The organism is Ramlibacter sp. PS4R-6, from assembly GCF_037572775.1.
Lineage (GTDB): Bacteria > Pseudomonadota > Gammaproteobacteria > Burkholderiales > Burkholderiaceae_C > Ramlibacter.
Window position 1 is genome coordinate 3,093,288 of record NZ_JBBHKA010000001.1, and the last position, 23,325, is coordinate 3,116,612.

The following is a 23,325-nucleotide window of genomic DNA, read 5'->3' on the forward strand; positions in this document are numbered from 1 at the left end:
GCGCCAGCTAGTCGCGCCCGAGTTTCATGGCCAGGCGCATGCCCGAGCCGACGGCCGCGCCGACGACCCAGAACACGCCCGAGACCCCGATGAACGCGCCCGCCATCCCGAACAGAATCGGCATGGTCACGCTCGAGGCGTTGATCGCCATCACGCGCATGGCCACCGCCTCGCCGTGCCGGTGCTCCGGCGTGATCTGGTGCAAGGTGCTCATGACCATGGGCTGGACGCAGCCCAGCGCCATGCCCAGCAGCACCGAGCACAGTCCCATGGCCAGCGGCGCGTGCATCAGCGGGTAGATCGCGAACACCACGGCGGTCGCGCCCATGGCGGCGGTGATCACCGCCCACTCGCGCAGGCGCGCCGCGAAGATCGGCAGCATCACGCGCACCGCCGCGGCGGCAACGGCGAACGAGCCGAGGATCGTACCGATCACCGACGCGGACAGGCCGCGCTCGTGCCCCAGCACCGGCACGACGAACGTGTGCACGTCCCAGCACGAGGCGAGGATCCAGTTCACCAGCAGCAGGCGCCGGAAGCCTTCGTCCCGCAACAGGTCCCACGCCCGTGACTGGTCGTCGCCCTCGGGCCGGATGACCGGCGGCAGTTCCTCGGCGTCCTGCACCCAGAACCAGCACACCAGCGGCAGCGCCGCCATCGCAAGAAACGCCAGCTGGAAGCCGCCGTGGTCAATGAGCAAGCCCGCCGCGAAGGGCCCGACGAAGTTCGACACTGCCGGCCCGATGGCCAACCAGGAGAACACCTGCTTCAGTTGCGTCGGGTTCTCGGCCGCGCGGCCCACGTGGCGCTGCAGCGCGATCGACGCGGCGCCTGTCGCACCGCCGGTGAGCAAGGCGCTGATGCACAGCACGGGGAACGTCGGCAGGATCACCGCGATGCCCGCGCCCAGCGTCGCGGCCAGCACCGCGAAGCCGACGGGCTTCCTCAGGCCGTGGCGGTCCGCGTAGCGGCCGGCCGGCAGCGCGAGGAACACCTGCGTCAGCGCGAACAGCGCCAGCAGCACGCCCACCGCCGCCTCGCTCTGCCCTTCGCGCAGCGCCATCAGCGGCGCGGCCATGCGCGTGCCGGCCATGCAGGCGTGCAGGCAGATCTGGCCCGCGATCAGGCGCACCAGCGCCGGCTTCAGGCCGCCGTCGTTCATGCAGCCGCTGGCGCGGCGGGGTCCCCGTCGGACTCACGCGGGGTATTGCTCGCCGCCAGCGACGCGAGCTGTTCTGCGACCCCAACGTCGATTTCGGAACCCTCGATGAACGTCGCGGGAATCTTCTTGGTCGACTTCACGCCCAAGCCTTCGAGCTTCTGGGCTTGCGACACGAGGTTGCCGCTTCCCGTACTGAGCTTCTTCGCTGCCTCGTCGTACGCCACCTGGGCTTGCCTCAGCCTGTCGCCGACAGACTCCAGATCCCTGACGAAGTCGCAGAACTTCTCGTGCAGCAGCGCGCCCCGCTTCGCGATGTCCTGCGCATTGCGGCTCTGCGACTCCTGCCGCCAAAGGTAGGCGACGGTGCGTAGAACAAAGAGGAAGGTCGAAGGGCTGACGAGCAGGACGTTCTTTTCCCACGCCTGCGAAAACAGTTGCCTATCGTTTGCCGCGGCCAGCATGAACGCGGGTTCCAACGGCACGAACATCATCACGAAGTCCATCGTCGGATAGAGCTTCTGGTACTCACGCACTGAAAGGCCCGTGATGTGCTTCTTCATCGACTCCAGGTGGGCGCGCAACGCCGCGGCGCGCTCGTCGTCCGTTTTGGCGCTGGCGTACTGCTCGTAGGCCACCAATGACGCCTTGGAATCGACCACCAATTGCCGGCCGCCCGGCAGGTTGACGAGCGCGTCTGGGCGCCCACGCGAGCCGTCGTCGCGCGTGCGGCTGTCCTGCAGCGAATAGTGCTCGTCCTTCAGGAGACCAGACGAGGTGAACATCTCCTCCATCACCCACTCTCCCCAGGCACCCTGCACTTGCGCTTTGCCCTTGAGCGCATCGGTGAGGTTCTGCGCGTCCTGGCTCAGGGTTCGGTTGAGGGAGAGCAGCTGCTTGACCTGCTCTTCCAGCGCACTGCGACCCTTGGTCTCCTGGACGTAAACCTCCTCGACCTTCCCCTTGAAGTCGGTCAGCTGCGTGCGCAGCGGGTCAAGCAAGGCGCCGAGCGCGGTGCGGTTCTGTTCCGCGAACTTCTGCGACTTCTGCTCGAGGATTTGGTTAGCGAGTACCTCGAACTGGTTCGACAGGACTTCCTTCGCTTCGCGCAGCAAGGCCAGCTTCTCCTCTGCAGCTTTGCGCTCGCCCTCGCGCTGGGCGTTCAGCTCTGCAAGCGAGGTCCGCAGGCGCGCCGCTTCAGAGTCGGCCGTGGCGCGGCCCGCTCTCTCCGCTTCGGCGCCTTTTCGCGATTCCTCGAGCGATTCGGCCAAGCGAGTGGCGCGCTCATCCAGCCGGGCGACGTCGTCGCGTGAGCGGTCCAGTTCCAGCTTCGTGGCATCGAGTTGCTGCCGCGCGAGCGCCAGGTCGGCTTCAAAGCGTCGGGCGGCCTCCTCCAGCAGCCGTTGGCCGCCGCGTGCGAACCGCACCGCCGCGAACGCGCCGAGAGCCAACCCGGCCAGGAGCGCGAAGGCGATAGCTAGCGAGTGCGCATCCAAAGTCATCCCCTCTTCGCGGGCAGGTACGACTGCGCCCGCTGTCCCCCGAGGATACCGCTTCGCTGGGTCCCTCAGGCCTTCAGCACGTCGGGATTGACAGGAGTGAGCGCCTTGCCGTGAAGAAGGTACGAAATGAGGTTGTCCGCCGCGAGCTCCGCCATCTTGCGGCGCGTGGCCACCGTGGCGCTCGCTATGTGGGGCGTGAGCACCACGTTCGGCACGGTGAGCAGGTCCGGATGGACCTTCGGCTCGCCTTCGAAGACGTCGAGGGCCGCGCCGGCGATGCGTTTCTCGCGCAAGGCCTTTGCCAGCGCCGCGTCGTCGACGATGCCGCCACGCGCGATGTTCGTGAGCGTGGCGGTCGGCTTCATCAGCGCCAGTTCCTTCTCGCCGATGGTGTGGTGCGACTCCTTCGTGTACGGCACCACCAGCACCACGTGGTCCGCGGTGCGAAGCAATTCTTCCTTGCCGACGTAGCGCGCCTTGCATTCGGCCTCGGTCGCCGGGTCGAGCCGCGAGCGGTTGTGATAGATCACGTTCATGCCGAAGCCGTGCGCGCCGCGCCGGGCGATGCCCTGCCCGATGCGGCCCATCCCGAGGATGCCCAAAGTGGCGCCGTGCACCTCGCTGCCGACGAACATGTCGTAGCGCCAGCGGTCCCACTTGCCCGCGCGCAGGAAGATTTCGCTTTCGGTCATGCGGCGCGCGATGGCCATCACGAGCGCGAAGCCGAAGTCGGCGGTGGTTTCGGTCAGCACGTCGGGCGTGTTGGTGCCCAGCACGCCGCGCGCCGTCATCGCCGGCACGTCGAAGTTGTTGAAACCCACCGCCATGTTGGCGCAGATCTTCAGCTGCTTCGCGTTGGCGAGCGATTCGGCATCGACGGGCTGCGCGGTGGTGAGCGCGCCCACCTTGTCGGCCAGCCGCGCCGCGAACTGCTGCTTGTTCCAAAGCTCGTCGGCCTGGTTGTCCTCGACGTCGAAGTGCTGCCGCAGCTTGTCGAGCGTTTCGGGGAAGATCGCGCGCGCGACCAGGATCTTGGGTTTCATCGGGTCAGGGAGTCTGGGTGCCAGCCGAGCAGGGCCAGCAGGACGAAGAAGCCGGCGACGTAGCCCACGGCGACATGCCAGCCGGCCTTGAGCCACGCGCCCACGGATTTCGCTTCGGGGTACATGTTGGACAGCGCCACGCCGGCGGAGGAGCCGAACCAGATCATCGAACCGCCGAAACCGACGGCGTAGGCGAGGAAACCCCAGTCGTAGCCGCCCTGGTGCAAGGCCAGCGCGGTGAGCGGGATGTTGTCGAACACGGCGCTGACGAAGCCCAGGCCCAGGGCCGTCTGCCACGACGGGTCGGGCAGTGCTTTCACGGGCATCATCGCCGCGCACAGCACGAGCGCCAGCAGGAAAACGCTGCCGCGCAGCGCGCCGGGAAGCAGCGACCAGTCGGGTTTGCGCCAGGCCGCCGTCGCCGCGATGGCCACCCACACGGCGGCGCCGATCACCGGCCAGCGGTCCAGCACCTGCACGTCGTACAGGTTGAAGAAGACGTTGGCCGCGATGGCCGCCAGCAGGATGACCGCGACGATCGCGAGCCGCGCGGGTTCGAAGAAGGCATCGACGGGGTCGTCCCGCATGATCGGCTGCAGCCGGTGCTGCTGGCGCGCAGCGAAGACGCCGAAGATCACCAGCGCCACGACGGCGGCCGCGTAGGCCTCGAAGACCTGGCCGGGCTTCACGCCGGCGATCCACATCATGGTGGTGGTCGTGTCGCCGACCACGCTGCCCGAGCCGCCCGCGTTGCTCGCGGCCACGATGCCGGCGAGGTAGCCGATGTGCACACGCTTGCGAAACAGCACGCCGGCCATCGTGCCGCCGATCATGGCGGCCGCGATGTTGTCCAGGAAGCTGGACATCACGAACACGATCACCAGCAGGAAGAAGCCGCCCTTCCAGTCGTCCGGCAGGTACCGGGGCAAGAGGGTCGGCAGTCCGCTGCGCTCGAAATGGTCGGCCAGCAGCGCGAAGCCGAGGAGCAGGCCCAGCAGGTTCGCGAGGATCACCCACTCGTGGCCCAGCAGTTGGACCAGGCCCCGGACGCCCGTCACGCCGCCGAAGTCGCCGAAGCCCAGCTTGAACAGCGCGATGGCCGCCAGCCCCGTGAGGGCGACGGCGAGCGTGTGGTGGTGGAACAGCGCGACGCCGGCGAGGGTCAGCGCGAACAGGACGAAATCGAGGGGGATGCCAGCCAGGGCCATGGGACGCGCCGATTATCGGCGTTCTCCTACCGCGGCTTCGCCCCCTGCGTGCCTACATTGGTTTGCAAGGGAGAACCGCCATGAACCAGGACCGCATCAAGGGCCAGTGGAAACAGGTCAAAGGGAAGATCAAGGAGCAGTGGGGCCGCCTCACCGAGGACGACCTCGACGTGATCGCCGGCAAGCGTGACCAGCTGCTCGGGCGCATCCAGGAACGCCACGGCATCGCGAAGGCCGAAGCGAATCGGCAGGTGCAGGACTTCGAGCAGCGCAACCCGGACGTCTCGCTGGACGACACGCCGGCGCGCAACCAGTCCTAGTCAAGCCACTTGGTGAATTCCTCGACGGGGACACGCGGCGTGTGGAAGGTGTTCACCTTCTCCATCGGGTCCGCATAGCCCATCGACATCCCGCACAGCAGCATCTCGTCGGTGCCCGCGCCGATGTGCGGCAGGATGATCTTCGCGAAGGGGTTCCACGCGGCCTGCGGGCAGGTGTGCAGGCCGTGGGCCCGCGCGCCCACCATGATGTTCTGCAGGAACATGCCGCAGTCCACCAGCGAGCCGCGCCCCAGGATGCGGTCCAGCGTGAACATCAGCCCCACCGGCGCATCGAAGAACTTGAAGTTGCGGTGGTGCTGCGCGTGCATCTTGTCCTTCTCGCCCTTGGCGATGTCCAGCAGCCCGTACAGGCCCCAGCCGTTCTCCCGGCGGCGGTCGATGTACGGCGACACCCATTTCTGCGGGTAGTAGTCGTACTCCTCCGAGTACTCGACGGCGAGCGCGGGGTTGGCGTAGATCGCGTCATGGGCGGCGCACACCTTCTCGACGAGGCCGTCGCGGCTGGCGCCTTGCAGTACGTACACGCGCCACGGCTGCGTGTTGGTGCCAGAGGGGGCGCGCCGCGCCACCGAGATGATGTGCTCGATGGTTTCGCGCGGCACGGGCTTCGGCAGGAAGGCCCGCGCGGAGAAGCGCGTCTCGATCGCGGTATCGACACTGGCGGGGTCGTTCACCACCGCGGTCACGGCATGTCGGGTCATCGCAGCGCCTCCAGCACCGATTTGAGTTTGTGCGGCAGTTCCGCGGGGCGGCGCGTGGCGCGGTCGACGTACACGTGGACGAAGTGGCCCTTGGCGGCCGTGGTCTCGCCGCCCTTGGCGAACAGGCCCACCTCGTAGCGCACACTCGAGCGGCCCAGGTGCGCCACGCGCAGCCCCGCCTCCACGAGGTCCGGGAATTCGAGGGGCGCGAAGTAGTTGCACTGCGTCTCGACCACGAGGCCGATCACTTCGCCGTTGTGGATGTCGAGGGCGCCCTCGCGGATCAGGTGGCCGTTGACCACCGTGTCGAACCAGCTGTAGTAGACGACGTTGTTGACGTGCCCGTAGGCATCGTTGTCCATCCAGCGCGTCGTGATGTCCTGGAAGGCGCGGTAGGCGCTGCGCCGCTCCGGCTGCGGTTTGTTGTCGCTCATCGCGGACGATTCTGCCAGCGCGCGGCGTACTGCGCCGCGACCTTGAAGGTGTTGACCTGCACCTGCACGGTGTCCTCGATGCGCGTGCCGTAGCCGCCGGCCATCGCGAATGCGACGGGCAGCTCGCGCTGCCATGCCCATTCGAAGACGCGGCGGTCGCGGGCTTCGAGGCCGTCCCAGGTGAGCTTCAGGCGCCCCAGCCGGTCGCCTTCGTGCGGATCGGCCCCCGCGAGGTAGATCACGAGGCCCGGATCGAAACGCCGGTCCAGCTCCTCCAGGGCCTGGTCCAGCGCATGCAGGTACTCGTCGTCGCCGCAGCCATCGGGCAGGTCGACGTCCAGGTCGCTCGCTTCCTTGCGGAAAGGGAAGTTCTTCTGGCCGTGCAAAGAGAGCGTGAAGACCGAGTCGTCGCCGCGGAACACGTGCGCGGTGCCGTTGCCCTGGTGCACGTCGAGGTCGACGATCGCGACCTTCAGCGGCTTGCCCCTCGTGCGCAGGCGCTCGGCCTGCATGAGGCGCGCCGCGACCGCCGCATCGTTGAACACGCAGAAGCCGCCGCCCTTGTGGGCGTAGGCGTGGTGCGTGCCGCCCGCGATGTTGGCGGCAACGCCTTCCGCAAAGGCCGCGCGGCAGGCCGAAATGGTCGCGCCCACCGAGCGCCGCGCCCGCTCGACCATCGCCTCGCTCCAAGGAAAGCCGATCTCGCGCATGACCTGGGCGTCGACCGAGCCGTCGCTGATCGCGCCTATGTAGGCGGGGGTGTGGACCAGGGCCAGTTCCCCGTCCGTGGCGGGCGGCGCCTGCCTGAGCTGGATCGCGCCGGGAAGCTCATCCGCCAGGCGGTCGCGCAGCATCTGGTACTTGGCCATCGGGAAGCGGTGCCCCGGCGGCAGCGGCAGCACGAACTGCGTGGCGTAATGGACCTGCACGACAGGATTGTGGCGGGACCGGGGAAGAGCCGTTTTCTAGGGGTTCGGTCCTAATATGTTGCAACGCAGCAAAAAGGACTTGCATTGGCGGAAAGGCTCCCTAAAATACGACCCATGCTGCGCTGCAACAACAGCCGGGCCAACCGGGTTCAGGGCAGATGACGATCCACCACCCTCTTTGGAGAATTGAACATGCTGACCGCTGAACAAGTCCTGGCCTCGCAAAAAGCCAACGTCGAAACCCTCTTCGGCCTGACCTCGAAGGCCTTCGAAGGCGTCGAGAAGCTCGTCGAGCTGAACCTGACCGCCACCAAGGCCGCCCTGGCCGAAGCCGCCGGCACCACGCAAGCCGCCCTGGCCGTCAAGGACGCGCAAGAGCTGCTGGCCCTGCAAGCTTCGCTGTTCCAGCCCTTGGCCGAGAAGACCGCTGCCTACAGCCGTCACCTGTACGACATCTCGTCGGCCACGACCGCCGAATTCGCCAAGACGTTCGAGTCGCAAGCCGCCGACGCGCAGAAGAAGTTCATGGCCGTCGTCGACAACGCCGCCAAGAACGCCCCGGCCGGCAGCGAGACCGCCGTCGCCGTGTTCAAGAGCGCCGTTGCCGCCGGCAACAACGCCCTCGAGTCCGTGCAGAAGGCCGTCAAGCAAGCGTCCGAAGTGGCCGAAGCCAACTTCAACGCCGTCGCTTCGCAAGCCCTGAGCGCCACCAAGACCACGACGTCGTCCAAGAAGCGCTAAGCGCTCGCGAATCGAAGAAACAGCTGGAGGGCCGCCCCTCGATTGAGGCGGCAACTCTACAAAACACGGGGAACCCACCCGATACTCCCGTCATCGAACGGAAGTTCTTCTGGTTGTCTCCTCGGGTCCTTTCGACACCCTCAAGGGTTCAGGGATCCTTCATAGCCCGGTGCTTGCACCGGGCTTTTTTTGTTTCCGGCCCGCCCCGCTCCGCGATAATTGACGTTTACGTCAATTCACCCCCCAGGAGAACAATCCCATGGACATCGCAGGCAAGGTCTTCATCGTGACCGGCGGCGCATCGGGCCTCGGCGAAGGCACCGCGCGCATGCTGGCCGCGCTCGGCGGCAAGGTCGTCATCGCCGACATGCAGGCCGACAAGGGCGAGGCGATCGCCAAGGAGATCGGCGGCGCGTTCGTCAAATGCGACGTGAGCAGCGAGGAAGACGGCAAGGCCGTGGTCGCGAAGGCCACCGCCACCGGCAAGCTGATGGGCCTGGTGAACTGCGCGGGCATCGCGCCGGCGGAGCGCACGGTCGGCAAGAACGGCCCGCACAACTTCGAGACCTTCAAGCGCTGCATCACGGTGAACCTGATCGGCACCTTCAACATGACGCGCCTGGCCGCCGAGGCCATGGGCAAGAACGAGCCGGAGTCCACCGGCGAGCGCGGCTGCGTGATCAACACCGCTTCCGTCGCCGCCTACGACGGCCAGATCGGCCAGGCCGCGTACAGCGCTTCCAAGGGCGGCGTGGTCGGCATGACGCTGCCCATCGCGCGCGACCTGTCGCGCTCCGGCATTCGCGTGATGACCATCGCGCCCGGCATCTTCGGCACGCCGATGATGTTCGGCATGCCGAAGGACGTGCAGGATGCGCTGGCCGCCGCCGTGCCCTTCCCTTCGCGCCTGGGCACGCCCGAGGACTACGCCAAGCTCGCGCGGCACATCTTCGAGAACGACATGCTCAACGGCGAGACGATCCGCCTGGACGGCGCGATCCGCCTCGCGCCGAAGTAATCAGGACTGGGTTTCCCGGAAGGGGTTCGGAACGTCGGGCGGCTCCGGCAGCCCGATGCGCTCGTACTCCGAGATCACCTGCGCGCCCAGCAGCAGCAGCGTCGCGCCGATCTCCAGGCTGAAGAGCACGATGATGGACGTGGTGAGCGAGCCGTACACCACGCTCACCTTCGACAGCGTGCTGAAGTACCACGCGAGGATGTGGCGGGTGATTTCCCACAGCACCGCGGCCGTCGCGCCGCCGATCAGCGCATGCCGCCACGGCAGGCGTCCCACCGGCATCGCGATGTACACGGAACTCACGACGAGAATCTCGCCCGCGAGCCCCAGCAAGTACAGCAGGGCGCCGGAGACGCCCTTGAGCCCCCACTCGTGGCCGAGGATCACGATGCTGTCCTGCCCGATGGCCTGCAGGCTGTTCGATGCGAGGGTCACGACAAGCACGCCGACGCCCAGGCACAGGATGTAGACGTACGGCAGCACCGCCGAGACGATGTAGCGCCGCTTCTTCACCTGGATGCGGTGCAGGAAGATCACGGAGAACGCGTTCTCGAGCACCGTGAATGCGAGCGAGCTGAAGAAGAGCATGGTCACCAGCAGCACCCAGCCGACCACGTTGCTGTTCGTGAGGAAGTCGTGCAGCTCGCCGATCACCGTGCGCGACTGGCCCGGCACCAGCCATTCGAGGTAGCGGCCCAGCGTCGAGAGCAGCAGCGCCTGGTCGACGAAGTACGACAGCGCCATCACGAGCAGGATCAGGAGTGGCACGATCGAAAGCAGCGCGTAGTACGCCACCGCCCCCGCCAGCAACAGGCCCTGGTTTTTCTTGAACTGCTTGAGGACGGTCCAGGTGAACGAACCCGGACTCTTCAGGACGTGGGCAATGCGCGGGCTGAGCATGGGTCAGTAAGATACGCCAACGATGGCGATTCCACAGGCATTCATCCAGGAACTGCTGGCGCGGGCCGACGTCGTCGAGGTGGTCGGGCGCTTCGTCCAGCTCAAGAAGAGCGGCGCGAACTTCGTCGGCCTGTGCCCCTTCCATGCCGAGAAGTCGCCGTCGTTCAACGTCAGCCCCTCGAAGCAGTTCTACCACTGCTTCGGCTGCGGCAAGAGCGGCGACGCCATCCGGTTCCTGATGGAACACGCCGGCATGAACTTCGTGGAGGCGACGAAGGAGCTCGCGGGCGAGTACGGGCTCGAGGTGCCGGAAGACGAGACGAGCCCGGCCGACCGTGAAGCGGCGGCGAAACGCCGAGAGAAGCAGGCCACGCTGAGCGACGTGCTCGAAAAGGCCGGCGAGGCGTACCGCAAGCACCTGAAGAATTCGCCGCGCGCCATCGACTACCTCAAGGGCCGCGGCCTCACCGGCGAAATCGCGAAACGCTTCGGGCTGGGCTACGCGCCCGAAGGCTGGCGCACGCTGGCCGGCGTCTTCCCCGACTACGCCGACCCGCTCCTCGAGGAGAGCGGCCTCGTCATCGCGAACGCCGAGGAAGACAAGCGCTACGACCGCTTCCGCGACCGCGTGATGTTCCCCATCCGCAACGTCAAGGGCGAGTGCATCGGCTTCGGCGGGCGCGTGCTGGGCGACGAGAAGCCCAAGTACCTGAATTCGCCCGAGACGCCGGTGTTCTCCAAGGGGCGCGAGCTCTACGGCCTGTTCGAAGCGCGCGCGGAGTTGCGCGAACACGGCTTCGTGCTGGTGACCGAGGGCTACATGGACGTCGTGGCGCTGGCTCAATTGGGTTTTCCCAACGCGGTCGCGACGCTGGGCACGGCATGCACGCCGGACCATGTGCACAAGCTCTTCCGCTTCACCGACTCGGTCGTCTTCAGCTTCGACGGCGACGAGGCGGGCCGCCGCGCCGCGCGCAAGGCGCTCGACGTGGCACTCCCCTTCGCTTCCGACGTGCGCAGCGTCAAGTTCCTCTTCCTCCCCGCCGAGCACGACCCCGACAGCTACATCCGCGAGCACGGCCAGGACGCGTTCTCGCGCTATATCGGCGAAGCCACGCCGCTCAGCCGCTTCCTGATCGAAGCCGCGCGCGAAGGCTGCGACCTGTCGACGGCGGAAGGCCGCGCCCACATGGCCGCGAACGCGAAGCCGCTCTTCAACGCCCTGCCCGACGGCGCGCTCAAGCGCCAGCTGCTGCCGGAGATCGCGCAGCTCGTCCAGCTCGATGCGCGCGAGCTGGCGTCGCTGTGGGGCACGCGCCCGCCGGCGCCGTCGCGCCGCGACCCGGTGCAACCGCAGCGCCGCCCTGGCCGCACGCTGCCCCCGGGGCGCGCCGACCGTGCGCTGCAGATCGCCTTCATGAACCCCGGCGCGTGGGCCTCGCTGAGCAACGACGACCACCACATCCTGTGCGACCTGGGCGAGCCGCATGGCCCCCTGTTCGCCTGGCTCGACGCCCACATCCACGAGCACGGCCCCGAGCCCTGGGAAGCCCTCCGGGAAGCCGTGGCCGCCCACGAGGCCGCCCCCTACCTCCTGGACCAGGCGGCGCGGGTGCTGCCCGACATCGAGCACGACCTCGATGAGCTTCGCGGCATCCTGCAGAGGGAGCGGGAAAGGCTGATGGACGAAGAGCGCCGGGAGCTGTCGGCCCGGGCGGCGACCGACCCGGCGGCCTACGAGCGCCTCAAGCTGTTGTGGAACGAGCAAAAGCGGCCCCCCAACCCTTGAATTTGCCGGCAATCGATATAATGTAGGGTTTGCTAGCGGCAAGAGCGACAGCAGCACCTCCGGGCCCGGCCGACCGATGCCATCGAGCACGACAGCGCCACCTCACCGCAAGGACTGCACACCAAATGTTCGCCCAACCATCTTGCCCCTGACGGCTTCGCCGTCGCCGCCCGCGCCGGGTAGTCCGTGGCGCACTTTGTTCGTTTGAGCCCTCCCAGGTACCGAGGTATTTCGTCATGCCCGCAGCAAAGTCCAAAGCCGCCGCGAAACCCGTAGCGAAGAAACCGGTCAAACACGCCAAGGCCCCGCTCAAGGTCGTCAAGACCAAGCCGGCGCCGCCCAAGGCGCATGCCAAGCCCAGCAAGACCCACGCCGTGAAAGACAAGCCAGTGCCCGCAACGAAGTCCCCCGCCAAAGAAAAAGCCACTGCCAAGGAAGAGTTGAAGTCCAAGCCCTCGACGAAACACGCCGTCGAGGAGCCCGTGAAGAAGAAACCGGGACGCCCGCCCAAGGCGGCCGCGCCCGAGGCCGAGTCGCCCGCCAAGGGCGCCAAGCGCGGCCGCAAGCCGAAGAACGCCGCTGAAGGCCCGGCCAAGGGCGAGGACGACGTCGACCTCGCCGACATCGACGAGGAACTGGGCGGCGACGACCCGCCCGTGGAGGCGGTGGTCGAGAAGGCCAAGCCCCTGCGCATGAAGATCAGCAAGGCGAAGGAACGCGCCTTGATGAAGGAATTCGGCCTGGACGAGACGATCCTGTCCGAAGAGGAAATGACCAAGCGCCGCCAGCGCCTGAAGGCGCTGATCACGCTGGGCAAGACGCGCGGCTACCTCACGCACGCGGAGATCACCGACCACCTTCCCGAGAAGCTGGTCGATGCGGAGACGCTCGAAGTCGTGGTCGCCATGCTCAATGACCTGGGCGTGGCGGTGTACGAACAGACGCCCGACGCCGAGATGCTGCTGTTGAACAACACGACGCCGACGGCAGCCACGGCCGAGGAGGCCGAGGAAGAAGCCGAAGCAGCGCTCTCCACGGTCGATTCCGAGTTCGGCCGCACCACCGACCCCGTGCGCATGTACATGCGCGAAATGGGCACGGTGGAGCTGCTCACGCGCGAAGGCGAAATCGAGATCGCCAAGCGCATCGAAGGCGGCCTGATGGCGATGATGGAGGCGATCTCCGCATCGCCCGCCACCATCGCCGCGATCCTCGAGACCGCCAAGGACATCCGCGAAGGCAAGGTCGTGATCTCGCAGGTGGTCGACGGTTTCTCCGACCCCAACGAGGCCGACGACTACGTGGCCGAGGAAGACTTCGACGAGTTCGACGCCGAGGACGACGACGACGGCCAGGGCGGCAGCAAGGCGCTGACCAAGAAGCTGGAAGAACTGAAGGCGCGCGCGCTCGAGAAGTTCGACAAGATCGGCTCGCTCTTCGAGAAGATGCACCGCGTGTACGACAAGGAAGGCTGGGGCACGCCGGCTTACCACAAGGCCCAGCACGCGCTCAGCGAAGAGCTGATGACCATCCGCTTCACGGCCAAGACCATCGAGAAGCTGTGCGACATGGTGCGCGCGCAGGTCGACGACGTGCGCAAGAAGGAGCGCGAGCTGCGCCGCATCATCGTGGACAAGTGCGGCATGCCGCAGGAAACGTTCGCCAAGGAATTCCCGCCCAACCTGCTCAACCTCAAGTGGGTGGAGAAGCAGGCCGCGGCCGGCAAGCCCTACAGCGCCGTGCTGGCGCGCAACGTGCCGCCGATCCAGGAGCTGCAGCAGAAGCTGATGGACCTGCAGTCGCGCGTGGTCGTGCCGCTGGTGGAACTGAAGGAGATCAACAAGCGCATGAACGAGGGCGAGTCCTCGTCGCGCGACGCCAAGAAGGAGATGATCGAGGCCAACCTGCGCCTGGTGATCTCGATCGCGAAGAAGTACACCAACCGCGGCCTGCAGTTCCTGGACCTGATCCAGGAAGGCAACATCGGCCTGATGAAGGCGGTGGACAAGTTCGAATACCGCCGCGGCTACAAGTTCTCCACGTACGCCACGTGGTGGATCCGCCAGGCCATCACGCGCTCGATCGCCGACCAGGCCCGCACCATCCGCATCCCGGTGCACATGATCGAGACGATCAACAAGATGAACCGCATCTCGCGCCAGCACCTGCAGGAGTTCGGCTACGAGCCGGACGCCTCCATCCTGGCCGCGAAGATGGAGATCCCCGAGGACAAGATCCGCAAGATCATGAAGATCGCGAAGGAGCCGATCTCGATGGAAACGCCCATCGGGGACGACGACGATTCGCACCTGGGCGATTTCATCGAGGACACCTCGAACACGGCGCCGATCGAAGCCGCCATGCAGGCGGGCCTGCGCGACGTGGTCAAGGACATCCTCGATTCGCTCACGCCGCGCGAGGCCAAGGTGCTGCGCATGCGCTTCGGCATCGAGATGAGCACGGACCACACGCTCGAGGAAGTCGGCAAGCAGTTCGACGTGACGCGCGAACGCATCCGCCAGATCGAGGCGAAGGCGCTGCGCAAGCTCAAGCACCCCAGCCGTAGCGACAAGCTGCGCAGCTTCATCGACACGCTCTGACGTTCAACCTGCTCTACAACAAGCGCCCCACCCCGGGGCGCTTTTTTTTGCCCACGGGTTTTTCCTTGCCGGCCTCCCAAACCGCTTTGGTACGATGATTGGACGCTGACGCCAGCGTGTACAACGATAGGAGACATTCATGGTGGATTCCAAGCTGCGGCCCACTCGTCGCCGCGTCCTCACTGCGGCAGGCGCTCTCGGCGCGGCGGCAGTCGTCCCGGGCCTTTCGCTGGCGCAAGCCGCCTGGCCCAACCGGCCTGTCACCGTCATCTGCCCCTGGGGCGCGGGCGGCGGCACCGACGCCACGGTGCGAATCATCTCCAGCCTGCTCGAGAAGGACCTCGGCCAGCCCTTCAATGTGGTGAACCGCACGGGCGGTTCGGGCGTCGTCGGCCACTCGGCCATTGCGACGGCGCCGCCGGATGGGTACACGCTCGGCATGCTCACGGTCGAGATCGCCATGATGCATTGGCAAAAGCTCACCGACCTCACGCCCGCCAGCTACACGGCGCTGGCGTTGATGAACGAAGACCCGCCCGGCCTCACCGTCGCGGCCAACGCTCCGTACCAGAACGTCAAGCAGCTGGCCGACGCGATCAAGGCATCGCCCGCGGGCAAGTTCAAGGCGTCCGGAACCGGCCAGGGTGGCATCTGGCACCTCGCGCTGGGGAGCTGGCTGCAATCCCTGGGGCTCAAGCCGAACCACGTCGCATGGGTTCCTTCGAACGGCGCGGCTCCCGCCATGCAGGACCTGGCGGCGGGCGGCCTCGACATCGTGTCGTGCTCGCTTCCGGAATCGCGCGCGCTGGTCGAAGCCGGCAAGGCGAAGTCGCTGGCCATCATGGCGAGCGAACGCAACCCGGCTTTCCCGACCGTGCCGACGCTCAAGGAAGGCATGGGCGCGGACTTCGCGGCTGTCGGCGCGTGGCGCGGCATCGCGGGCCCGAAGGGCTTGCCCGCCGACGTCAGTGCCAAGCTCGTGGCGTCGCTGAAGAAGGTCAACGATTCCAAGGAATTCCGCGACTTCATGGCCAACCGCGGCTTCGGCGTGAAGTGGGCCGACGCGGGCGGCTTTGCCAGCTTCATGGCGAATTCCGATGCGGCCATGGGCGTGGCGATGAAGGCCGCCGGCCTAGTGACCTGACGCGCCGGTGAAAGTTTCCGACCGGGTCACCGGTGCGATGCTGGTGGGCCTGGGAGTGGCCTCGTACTGGGGCGGCTCCCTGCTGCCCCCGGTGCCCGGCCAGCAGGTCGGGCCCAACGTCTTCCCGATGGTGATCGGCGCCGCGCTCATCGCGTGCGGGGTGCTGATCATTCTCGGCATCGGGCGCACGTTCGAGGAGGAAGAAAGGATCGTCACTTCGGCCACGGGCGAGGTGGCCGACGAAGAAGCGCTGGAGCGTGCGCAAGGCCGCCTGGCCACCTTCGTGCGCGGCGGCTGGAAGGTGCTGGTCCCGCCAGCTGCGCTCTTCTTCTATTACTTCGCATCGGAGAAGCTGGGCTTCTGGCTGACTGCGTTCGCGCTGATTTTCGTGCTGGCCTGGAGCCAGGGCGCGAAGCTCAAGCATGCCATCGCGCTCGCCATCGTCGCGCCGGCGCTCGTGCACCTCGTGTTCTACAAGCTGTTGCGAGTCCCGCTCCCGCAAGGGCTGCTGAGATTTCCCTGGGTCTGATGAACAACCTCCTCCAGGGCTTCTACATGGTCATGCAGACGGACGTGCTGCTGACGATTCTGTGCGCATCCATCTACGGCCTCATCGTGGGCGCATTGCCGGGCCTTTCGGCCACGATGGCCACCGCGCTGCTCGTGCCGGTGACGTTCTACATGTCGCCGATCGCGGCGGTGTCCGCGATCATCGCGGCGTCCGCCATGGCCATCTTCTCCGGGGACATCCCGGGTTGCCTCCTGCGCATCCCGGGGACGCCCGCATCGGCCGCGTACACCGACGAAGCCTTCGCGATGACGATGAAAGGCCAGCCGGAATTGGCGCTGGGCATCTGCCTGTGGTTTTCCGCGATCGGCGGCATCATCGGCACGATCTCGCTCATCGCGATGGCGCCGGCACTGGCCGAGATGGCCTTCCAGTTCTCGACCTTCGAGTACTTCTGGCTCGCCCTCCTGGGCCTGATGTGCGCGACGATGGTCGCGCGCTCCTCCCCGATCAAGGCCATCGCCGCGATGTTCCTGGGCCTGCTGATCACCTGCGTCGGCATCGAGAACCCCGCGGGCACGGCCCGCTTCACGTTCGGCATCTCGGACCTGCTCGGCGGCATCGAGATCATCCCGGTGCTCGTCGGTGTGTTCGCGGTGTCGGAAGTGATGCGTGCCTACAAGGCGCAGGACGTGCCCGTGCTGCCGCCGCGCAAGTTCGGCAGCATCCTCGCGGGGCAATGGGAACTGACCAAGTCGCACCCCAAGCAGCAGATCCGCGGGAACATCGTCGGCATCATCATCGGCGTGCTGCCGGGCGCGGGCGCCGACATGGCTGCGTGGATCAGCTATGCGATGTCCAAGCGCTTCTCGAAGACGCCGGAGAAGTTCGGCACGGGCCACCCCGAAGGCCTGATCGAAGCCGGCGCCAGCAACAACGCGAGCCTTGCATCGGGATGGGTGCCGTCGCTGCTGTTCGGCATCCCGGGCGACACGATCACGGCCATCGCCATCGGCGTGCTCTACATGAAGGGCCTGAACCCGGGGCCGACGCTCTTCACGGAAAAGGCGTCGAGCATGTACGCCCTCTACATCGTGTTCATGCTGTCCAACATCATCATGATCCCGCTGGGCATCATGATGATCCGCTCCGCGCGCTACGTGCTGTACGTGCCGCGCTCGCTGATCATGCCGGTGATCATCCTGCTGTGCGCCGTCGGCTCCTTCGCCACGGGCAACAACCTCGCGCTGGTGTTCACCGTCGCGAGCTTCGGCCTGGTGGGCTACTTCATGGACCGCAACGGCTACCCGGTGGCGGCCCTCGTCCTCGGGGCCGTGATGGGCACGATGGTCGAGCAGAACTTCGTCACGTCGCTGATCAAGTCCGACGGCAGCCTGATCCCCTTCTTCAACCGGCCCGTCGCCGCGGTGCTGGCCTTCCTCACGTTCGCCGCGGTGCTGTGGCCGCTGGCGGTGTGGCTGCGCAGGCCGCGCACGGCCGGCTAGCTGTCGGTAAAAGCTGTCAGCAATCCGCAAAAAAAGGCCCTCCGGGGCCTTCGCCTTTTGCCTATATTCAAGGCGGAGCCCTGCCATGGATTGGCGACTGACCGTCCCCCTCACGATGGCCGCACTCGTCGCGGCAGCGGGAGGTACCTTCGCCTGGTTCCGGCCCGCGCCCGCGCCGCCGGCGCCGCTGCCCGTCGTGGCCCATTCGCCGCCTGCCGTGCTGGAACATTGCCGCCGCGCGGCCGAACTGCTCTACGACGTGCACTGGGCCGCGGCCTGCTTCAAGAACGACGGCGACAACGACTGCATGCTGCCCGATGCGCAGGCCGCGAAGGTGAACGCGATCCTCGCCACGGAAGAAGCACGCTGCCTGGCGGCGGAATCGCAGGCAAGGGCCTCCCCCTAGCCCGCTACACTCGCTCGTCATGCACCGACGGGCCGCCTTTCTGTTGTTTTCGCTGTGGCTGGCCGCCGCCCTTCCCGCTTTCGCCCAGAACGTCCATCTCGAAGAGATGACCTGGCCGGAGCTGCGCGACCGCATGGCCGCCGGGGCCACCACCGTGCTCATCCCCATCGGCGGCACGGAACAGAACGGGCCGCACATGGTGCTGGGCAAGCACAACGTCCGGGCGCGCGTGCTGGCGGGGCAGATCGCCAGGGCGCTCGGCAACGCCGTCGTCGCACCGGTGGTGAGCTACGTGCCGGACGAAGGCCACATGAAATACCCCGGCACGATCACGATCGGAGACGCCGCTTTCGAATCGTTGCTCGAAGGCGCCGCGCGCAGCTTCCGCCGCCACGGCTTTCGCGACATCGTGCTGCTGGGCGACCACGGCGGCTACCGCAAGGACCTGCAGCAAGTTGCGGCGAAACTCAATCGCGAGTGGAAAGCTTCCCCCGTGCGCGTCCATGCGTTGAGCGAGTATTACCGCGAGTCCGAACATGCCGGCCTTGCGGACACGTCGCTGGCGATGGCCGTCGACAAGTCGCTGGTGCGAGGCGACCTGCTGGCGGGCGCGCAACCCGACAAGGATGGCGTGCGGGGCGACCCCCGGCGCGCGAGCGCCGAAACCGGTCAACGCGCGATGCGTGAAATCGTTGAGACTTCTGTGGCCGCGATCCAGCGGCTCGTAAAAAGATGAAATCGAACCAGACCACCCTTCTCGCCCTCGCGGCCATTGCGGCCGGTGCCGGCGCCCTGATCCTGGAAGCCGGCGCGCAGCAGCCGGCAGCTTCCGCCGCATCGGCCGCCGCACCCGCGGCGGCGGTGACCACGGTTCCCGGCATGCCCGGCGTGCCGAACGCCAACAACCTGTACAGCGAAGTCGGCGCGGGCAAGATGAGCCCCGCCGTCAAGGACCACCTCGAGCGCGTGTACGTGCCCAACCTGCGTGGCAACGAGGTCTACGTGATCGACCCCGCGACCGCCAAGGTGGTCGACAAGTTCAAGGTGGGCCGCAGCCCGCAGCACGTGGTGCCCTCGTGGGACCTGCAGACGCTCTGGGTCGCCAACAACGCCGAAGGCCGCACCGACGGCAGCCTCACGCCCATCGACCCCAAGACCGGCAAGCCCGGCAAGTCCATCCCCGTGGACGACCCGTACAACATGTACTTCACGCCCGACGGCAAGTCGGCCATCGTCGTCGCGGAGGCCAAGAAGCGCCTGGACTTCCGCGACCCGAAGACGATGCAGATGCAGTATTCGATCAACGTGCCGCAATGCGGCGGCGTGAACCACGCCGACTTCTCCATCGACGGCAAGTACGCCATCTTCACCTGCGAGTTCAACGGCACGCTGGCCAAGGTGGACCTGGTGGAGCGCAAGGTGCTGGGCTACATCAAGCTGCAGATGCCCGAGAAGCGCTTCAAGGAGGGCAGCAAGCCCGACGACCCGCAGATGGAGATCTGCACCGCCAAGAAGGGCATGCCGCAGGACATCCGCATCTCGCCGGACGGCAAGCGCTTCTTCATCGCCGACATGCACGCGGACGGCGTGCACATCGTCGACGGGGATTCGTTCAAGCAGGTCGGGTTCATCACCACCGGCCTCGGCGCGCACGGCCTGTACCCCAGCCGCGACGGCACCAAGCTGTACGTGGCCAACCGCAGCACGCACAAGATCCACGGCAAGAACGACGGCCCGGGCACGGTGAGCGTCATCGACTTCGCCACCGCCAGGATCATCACCACCTGGGTCATCCCCGGCGGCGGCAGCCCCGACATGGGCAACGTCAGCCCCGATGGCAAGTGGCTGTGGCTCTCGGGCCGCTACGACGACGAGGTCTACCGGATCGACACGTCGAACGGCGCGGTCACGAAGATCAAGGTGGGCGCGGAGCCGCACGGGCTCACGGTGTGGCCGCAACCCGGGCGCTATTCGCTCGGGCACACCGGCAACCTGCGCTAGTCAGAACATCGTCTGCTGGTAGCTGCCCGTCTTGCCGTCGGTGCGCGGCTTGAGCACGCGCACGTGCGGGTTGCCGGCGGCGGTCACCTCGTAGTCCTTGCCGCACTGCGGGCAGGCGTAGCGGTGCGGGCGCGCTTCGCCGCCGACCTCGGCGGCGGTGACTTCGAGCTTCGCCCCGCAGTAATCGCAGGCCTTCTCGATGCACAGCAGTTGCGGCTGCATACGGTCCAGTATGCGCGCTGCAACGCAACTCTTCAAGGCTCCGGAATGAGGCCTTTCAGCTAGCCAGCTGCTTCTCCAGCTGGTCGAGCACCTCGTAGCAGGGCAGCACCTGCGCCACGCTGGCGTTCGGCTCGCGCCCCTCGCGGATGGCGGCGATGAACTCGCGGTCCTGCAGTTCGATGCCGTTCATGGAGACGTCGACCTTCGACACGTCGATCTTGTCGTCCTTGCCGTTGAACAGGTCGTCGTAGCGGGCGATGTACGTCGCGGTGTCGCCGATGTAGCGGAAGAAGGTGCCCAGCGGGCCTTCGTTGTTGAAGGACAGCGACAGCGTGCAGATCGCGCCGTTCGCGGCCTGCAGCTGGATGCTCATGTCCATCGCGATGCCCAGCGTCGGATGGATGGGGCCCTGGATGGCGTTGGCCTTCACCACGCGGCTGCCCGTCTGGTACTGGAACAGGTCCACCGTGTGCGCGGCGTGGTGCCACAGCAGGTGGTCGGTCCAGCTGCGCGCCTGGCCCAGCGCATTCATGTTGGTGCGGCGGAAGAAGTAGGTCTGCACGTCCATCTGCTGGATGTTGAACTCGCCCGCCTGGATCTTCTTGTGCACGAACTGGTGGCTGGGGTTGAAGCGGCGCGTGTGGCCGACCATCGCGACCAGGCCCGTCTTCTTCTGCGCTTCCACCACGGCCTTGCCGTCGGCGAGCTTGTCGCACAGGGGAATCTCCACCTGCACGTGCTTGCCCGCCTTCAGGCAGGCCAGCGATTGCGACGCATGCATCTGCGTCGGCGTCGCGAGGATCACGGCGTCGACGTCGCCGCGCTTGAGGGTCTCGTCGAGCTCGGTCGTCGCATGCCCGATGCCGTACTTCTTCGCGACTTCCTGCGTCTTGTCCAGCTCGCGGCCGATCACCGACGTCACCTCCACGCCGTCGATCAACTTGAGCGCGTCGAGGTGTTTCTGCCCGAAGGCGCCGGCGCCCGCGAGCGCGACGCGAATGTTCTTGCCCATGTCAGTTGTTCTCCAGGATCAGGTGGCCGACGGCCGTGTTCGACGCGGGCACGTGGTAGAAGCGGTGCCGGACCGTCGGCTTCGCGCCGCCGTTGACGTCCGCCATCGCGCCGCGCGCGATCAGCCACATCACGAGCTCGATGCCTTCGCTGCCGGCCTCCTCCACGTACTCCATGTGCGGCACCTTCGCGAGGCCCTCGGGGTCGTCGATCAGGCGGTCGAGGAAGCGGTTGTCCCACTCGCGGTTGATCAGGCCTGCGCGTGGCCCCTGCAACTGGTGGCTCATGCCGCCGGTGCCCCAGATCTGCACGTTCAGGTCTTCGTCGTAGCTTTCGATCGCCTTGCGGATCGCCTGCCCCAGGCGGAAGCAGCGCATGCCGCTGGGCACCGGGTATTGCACGACGTTCACGGCGAAGGGAATGACCTGGAACGGCCACTCCTTCGCGTCGCCGCACAGCAGCGACAGCGGCACCGTCAGGCCGTGGTCCACGTCCATCTTGTTGACGAGCGTCAGGTCGAAGTCCTGCTGGATCACCGACTGCGCGATGTGCGCGGCCAGGTCCGGCGCACCCTGCACGTCCGGCACGGGGCGCGGGCCCCAGCCCTCGTCGGCCACCTTGTACTGCGCCGCCGTGCCGATGGCGAAGGTGGGGATCATCTCCAGGCTGAACGCCGTCGCGTGGTCGTTGAACACGAGGAAGACGACGTCGGGCTTGTTGTCCTTCATCCACTGGCGCGAGAACTCGTAGCCGGCGAAGACCTTCTGCCAGTACGGCTCGGCCGTCTTGCCCAGGTCCATCGCGGCGCCGATCGCCGGCACGTGCGAGGTGTAGACCGATGCGGTGATGCGCGCCATTATTTCCTTCCCCACTTCGGGTCGCGGCCGCCCGCGATCATCATGTTGCGGTATTCGTCTTCCGACATGCCCGTCATCGAGCCGGCCATCTGCTGGAAGCTCTTGCCGTCGGTCGCGCCGATCTTGGCCAGGAAGTAGATGTTGCCCCCCAGCTGGATGCAGCGGTTCAGGTCGCGCGCCAGCACGGCCTGCTTCTGGTCTTCCGTCATGGGCCATTCGTCGAGGTACGCGCGTTCGTCCTTCTTGAAGCGCTCGCGGTTCTCGGCCTTCATCAGCGACATGCAGAACTGGTTGAGCCAGTAGCCCATGCGGCTCTGCTCGGCGTCGAAGATGGTCGTGCCGGGGACGTTCTTGTAGGGCTTGTCGAGCGGCATGTCAGCTCCAGTACAGGCGCGTGGGGTTGTCGACCAGCAGTTTGCGCTGCAATTCGGCCGTCGTGGCGATGTGCGGGATGAAATCCACCAGCAGGCCGTCGTCGGGCATGTGGTCCTTCAGGTTCGGGTGCGGCCAGTCGGTGCCCCACAGCACGCGGTCGGGGAAGGTCTCCACCACCTTGCGGGCGAAGGGCACGACGTCGCGGTAGGCGTTGCGCTCGCCGTTCAAGGCCGGCGGGCCGGTGACGGAGAGGCGCTCGGGGCAGCTCACCTTGCTCCACACGTTGGGATGTTCGCGCATGAACTTGAGGAACAGCCCGAACTCGGGCCCGTCGATGGGCTTCTTCACGTCGGGGCGTCCCATGTGGTCCACCACCACGGTGGTCGGCAGCGCGGTGAAGAAGTCCCACAGCTCGGGCAGGTCCACCGCCTCGAAGTAGATCACCACGTGCCAGCCGAGCGGCGCGATGCGCGCGGCGATCTCCATCAGCTCGTCCTTCGGCGTGAAGTCCACGAGGCGCTTGACGAAGTTGAAGCGCACGCCGCGCACGCCGGCGGCGTTCATCTCCTGCAGCTCGCGGTCCGTCACCGAGCGCTTCACCGTGGCCACGCCACGGGCCTTGCCGTTCGACGACTTCAGCGCATCGACCAGCGCGCGGTTGTCCGCGCCATGGCAGGTGGCCTGCACGATCACGTTCTTGTCGAAGCCCAGGTGGTCGCGCAGCGCGAAGAGTTGCTCCTTGCTCGCGTCGCACGGCGTGTACTTTCGCTCCGGCGCGAACGGGAACTGCGCGCCGGGGCCGAAAACGTGGCAATGCGCGTCGACGCTGCCCGGCGGCAGCTTGAATTGCGGCTTGCTCGGGCCCGAGTACCAGTCGAGCCAGCCGGGGGTCTTCTCGAAACCGCCTGAGGTGGGTTTGCCGCTCATGCCG

At 66.8% G+C, this 23,325-nt stretch carries 24 protein-coding genes; 11 read left to right on the plus strand and 13 right to left on the minus strand.

The window, feature by feature from the left end:
* Window positions 1–7 precede the first annotated feature (7 nt).
* The 4 genes from WG903_RS15390 to WG903_RS15405 form a co-directional block, all read right to left on the minus strand.
* Entirely contained in the window at window positions 8–1,162 is a 1,155-nt protein-coding gene (locus WG903_RS15390; RefSeq protein WP_445263607.1) for an MFS transporter, read from the minus strand.
* Complete coding sequence (gene rmuC / locus WG903_RS15395) at window positions 1,159–2,661, minus strand: DNA recombination protein RmuC (RefSeq protein ID WP_340076985.1); 1,503 nt, start codon at window positions 2,659–2,661, stop codon at window positions 1,159–1,161. The genes WG903_RS15390 and rmuC overlap by 4 nt, the downstream gene beginning before the upstream one ends.
* 65 nt (window positions 2,662–2,726) lie before the next feature.
* Window positions 2,727–3,704 carry a 2-hydroxyacid dehydrogenase gene (locus tag WG903_RS15400; protein WP_340076987.1) on the minus strand — a complete coding sequence of 326 codons (978 nt, stop codon included), beginning with the start codon at window positions 3,702–3,704 and terminating at the stop codon, window positions 2,727–2,729.
* Window positions 3,701–4,912 carry a citrate transporter gene (locus WG903_RS15405; RefSeq protein WP_340076989.1) on the minus strand — a complete coding sequence of 404 codons (1,212 nt, stop codon included), beginning with the start codon at window positions 4,910–4,912 and terminating at the stop codon, window positions 3,701–3,703. The genes WG903_RS15400 and WG903_RS15405 overlap by 4 nt, the downstream gene beginning before the upstream one ends.
* An 80-nt stretch (window positions 4,913–4,992) precedes the next feature.
* Between WG903_RS15405 and WG903_RS15410 the strand changes: the two genes are divergently transcribed.
* The gene (locus tag WG903_RS15410; RefSeq protein WP_340076991.1) at window positions 4,993–5,232 is read left to right on the plus strand and encodes a CsbD family protein; all 240 of its coding nucleotides are present in this window, start codon (window positions 4,993–4,995) and stop codon (window positions 5,230–5,232) included.
* On the opposite strand, the gene WG903_RS15415 is transcribed toward WG903_RS15410, so the two are convergent.
* From WG903_RS15415 to WG903_RS15425, 3 genes are read right to left on the minus strand one after another with little or no spacing between them, the layout of a single operon-like run.
* On the minus strand, window positions 5,229–5,954 hold the full coding sequence (locus WG903_RS15415; protein ID WP_340076993.1) for a nitroreductase: 726 nt from the start codon (window positions 5,952–5,954) through the stop codon (window positions 5,229–5,231). The genes WG903_RS15410 and WG903_RS15415 overlap by 4 nt on opposite strands.
* A complete protein-coding gene (locus tag WG903_RS15420) occupies window positions 5,951–6,388 on the minus strand; it encodes an acyl-CoA thioesterase (RefSeq protein WP_340076995.1) in 438 nt (145 codons plus the stop codon). The genes WG903_RS15415 and WG903_RS15420 overlap by 4 nt, the downstream gene beginning before the upstream one ends.
* Entirely contained in the window at window positions 6,385–7,317 is a 933-nt protein-coding gene (locus WG903_RS15425) for a histone deacetylase family protein (RefSeq protein WP_340076997.1), read from the minus strand. Before WG903_RS15425 ends, WG903_RS15420 begins: the two co-directional genes overlap by 4 nt.
* A 192-nt stretch (window positions 7,318–7,509) precedes the next feature.
* On the opposite strand from WG903_RS15425, the gene WG903_RS15430 reads away from it, so the two are divergent.
* Together WG903_RS15430 and WG903_RS15435 are read left to right on the plus strand one after the other, a co-directional pair.
* Window positions 7,510–8,058, plus strand: a complete 549-nt coding sequence (locus WG903_RS15430; protein WP_340076999.1) for a phasin family protein — start codon at window positions 7,510–7,512, stop codon at window positions 8,056–8,058.
* 259 nt (window positions 8,059–8,317) lie between these two features.
* Complete coding sequence (locus WG903_RS15435) at window positions 8,318–9,076, plus strand: 3-hydroxyacyl-CoA dehydrogenase (protein ID WP_340077001.1); 759 nt, start codon at window positions 8,318–8,320, stop codon at window positions 9,074–9,076.
* On the opposite strand, the gene WG903_RS15440 is transcribed toward WG903_RS15435, so the two are convergent.
* Complete coding sequence (locus WG903_RS15440) at window positions 9,077–9,976, minus strand: YihY/virulence factor BrkB family protein (protein WP_340077003.1); 900 nt, start codon at window positions 9,974–9,976, stop codon at window positions 9,077–9,079.
* Between the two features lie 22 nt (window positions 9,977–9,998).
* On the opposite strand from WG903_RS15440, the gene dnaG reads away from it, so the two are divergent.
* The 8 genes from dnaG to WG903_RS15480 all read left to right on the plus strand — a co-directional run bounded on the left by dnaG (window position 9,999) and on the right by WG903_RS15480 (window position 19,929).
* Entirely contained in the window at window positions 9,999–11,765 is a 1,767-nt protein-coding gene (gene dnaG / locus WG903_RS15445; RefSeq protein WP_340077005.1) for a DNA primase, read from the plus strand.
* Window positions 11,766–12,001: 236 nt separating this feature from the next.
* Complete coding sequence (gene rpoD / locus WG903_RS15450) at window positions 12,002–14,365, plus strand: RNA polymerase sigma factor RpoD (protein ID WP_340077007.1); 2,364 nt, start codon at window positions 12,002–12,004, stop codon at window positions 14,363–14,365.
* Between the two features lie 139 nt (window positions 14,366–14,504).
* A complete protein-coding gene (locus tag WG903_RS15455) occupies window positions 14,505–15,509 on the plus strand; it encodes a tripartite tricarboxylate transporter substrate binding protein (RefSeq protein ID WP_340077009.1) in 1,005 nt (334 codons plus the stop codon).
* Between the two features lie 7 nt (window positions 15,510–15,516).
* Window positions 15,517–16,038, plus strand: coding sequence for a tripartite tricarboxylate transporter TctB family protein (locus WG903_RS15460; RefSeq protein ID WP_340077011.1), 522 nt, complete (start codon window positions 15,517–15,519; stop codon window positions 16,036–16,038).
* Window positions 16,038–17,522 (plus strand): tripartite tricarboxylate transporter permease, encoded by a 1,485-nt coding sequence (locus WG903_RS15465; protein ID WP_340077013.1) that lies wholly within the window; start codon window positions 16,038–16,040, stop codon window positions 17,520–17,522. Before WG903_RS15460 ends, WG903_RS15465 begins: the two co-directional genes overlap by 1 nt.
* A gap of 85 nt (window positions 17,523–17,607) precedes the next feature.
* Complete coding sequence (locus WG903_RS15470) at window positions 17,608–17,928, plus strand: hypothetical protein (RefSeq protein ID WP_340077015.1); 321 nt, start codon at window positions 17,608–17,610, stop codon at window positions 17,926–17,928.
* A gap of 19 nt (window positions 17,929–17,947) precedes the next feature.
* Window positions 17,948–18,664, plus strand: coding sequence for a creatininase family protein (locus WG903_RS15475; RefSeq protein ID WP_340077017.1), 717 nt, complete (start codon window positions 17,948–17,950; stop codon window positions 18,662–18,664).
* Complete coding sequence (locus WG903_RS15480; protein ID WP_445263608.1) at window positions 18,661–19,929, plus strand: YncE family protein; 1,269 nt, start codon at window positions 18,661–18,663, stop codon at window positions 19,927–19,929. The genes WG903_RS15475 and WG903_RS15480 overlap by 4 nt, the downstream gene beginning before the upstream one ends.
* Here WG903_RS15480 and WG903_RS15485 read toward each other — a convergent pair whose 3' ends face one another.
* From WG903_RS15485 to WG903_RS15505, 5 genes are read right to left on the minus strand one after another with little or no spacing between them, the layout of a single operon-like run.
* Complete coding sequence (locus tag WG903_RS15485; RefSeq protein ID WP_340077019.1) at window positions 19,930–20,151, minus strand: hypothetical protein; 222 nt, start codon at window positions 20,149–20,151, stop codon at window positions 19,930–19,932. It abuts the gene before it with no gap.
* 55 nt (window positions 20,152–20,206) lie between these two features.
* Window positions 20,207–21,163, minus strand: coding sequence for a Gfo/Idh/MocA family oxidoreductase (locus WG903_RS15490; protein WP_340077021.1), 957 nt, complete (start codon window positions 21,161–21,163; stop codon window positions 20,207–20,209).
* 1 nt (window position 21,164) lies between these two features.
* On the minus strand, window positions 21,165–22,019 hold the full coding sequence (locus WG903_RS15495; protein ID WP_340077023.1) for a class III extradiol dioxygenase subunit beta: 855 nt from the start codon (window positions 22,017–22,019) through the stop codon (window positions 21,165–21,167).
* Window positions 22,019–22,393 (minus strand): protocatechuate 4,5-dioxygenase subunit alpha, encoded by a 375-nt coding sequence (gene ligA, locus WG903_RS15500; protein WP_340077025.1) that lies wholly within the window; start codon window positions 22,391–22,393, stop codon window positions 22,019–22,021. Before ligA ends, WG903_RS15495 begins: the two co-directional genes overlap by 1 nt.
* 1 nt (window position 22,394) lies before the next feature.
* Window positions 22,395–23,321 (minus strand): amidohydrolase family protein, encoded by a 927-nt coding sequence (locus tag WG903_RS15505; RefSeq protein WP_340077027.1) that lies wholly within the window; start codon window positions 23,319–23,321, stop codon window positions 22,395–22,397.
* Window positions 23,322–23,325 lie beyond the last annotated feature (4 nt).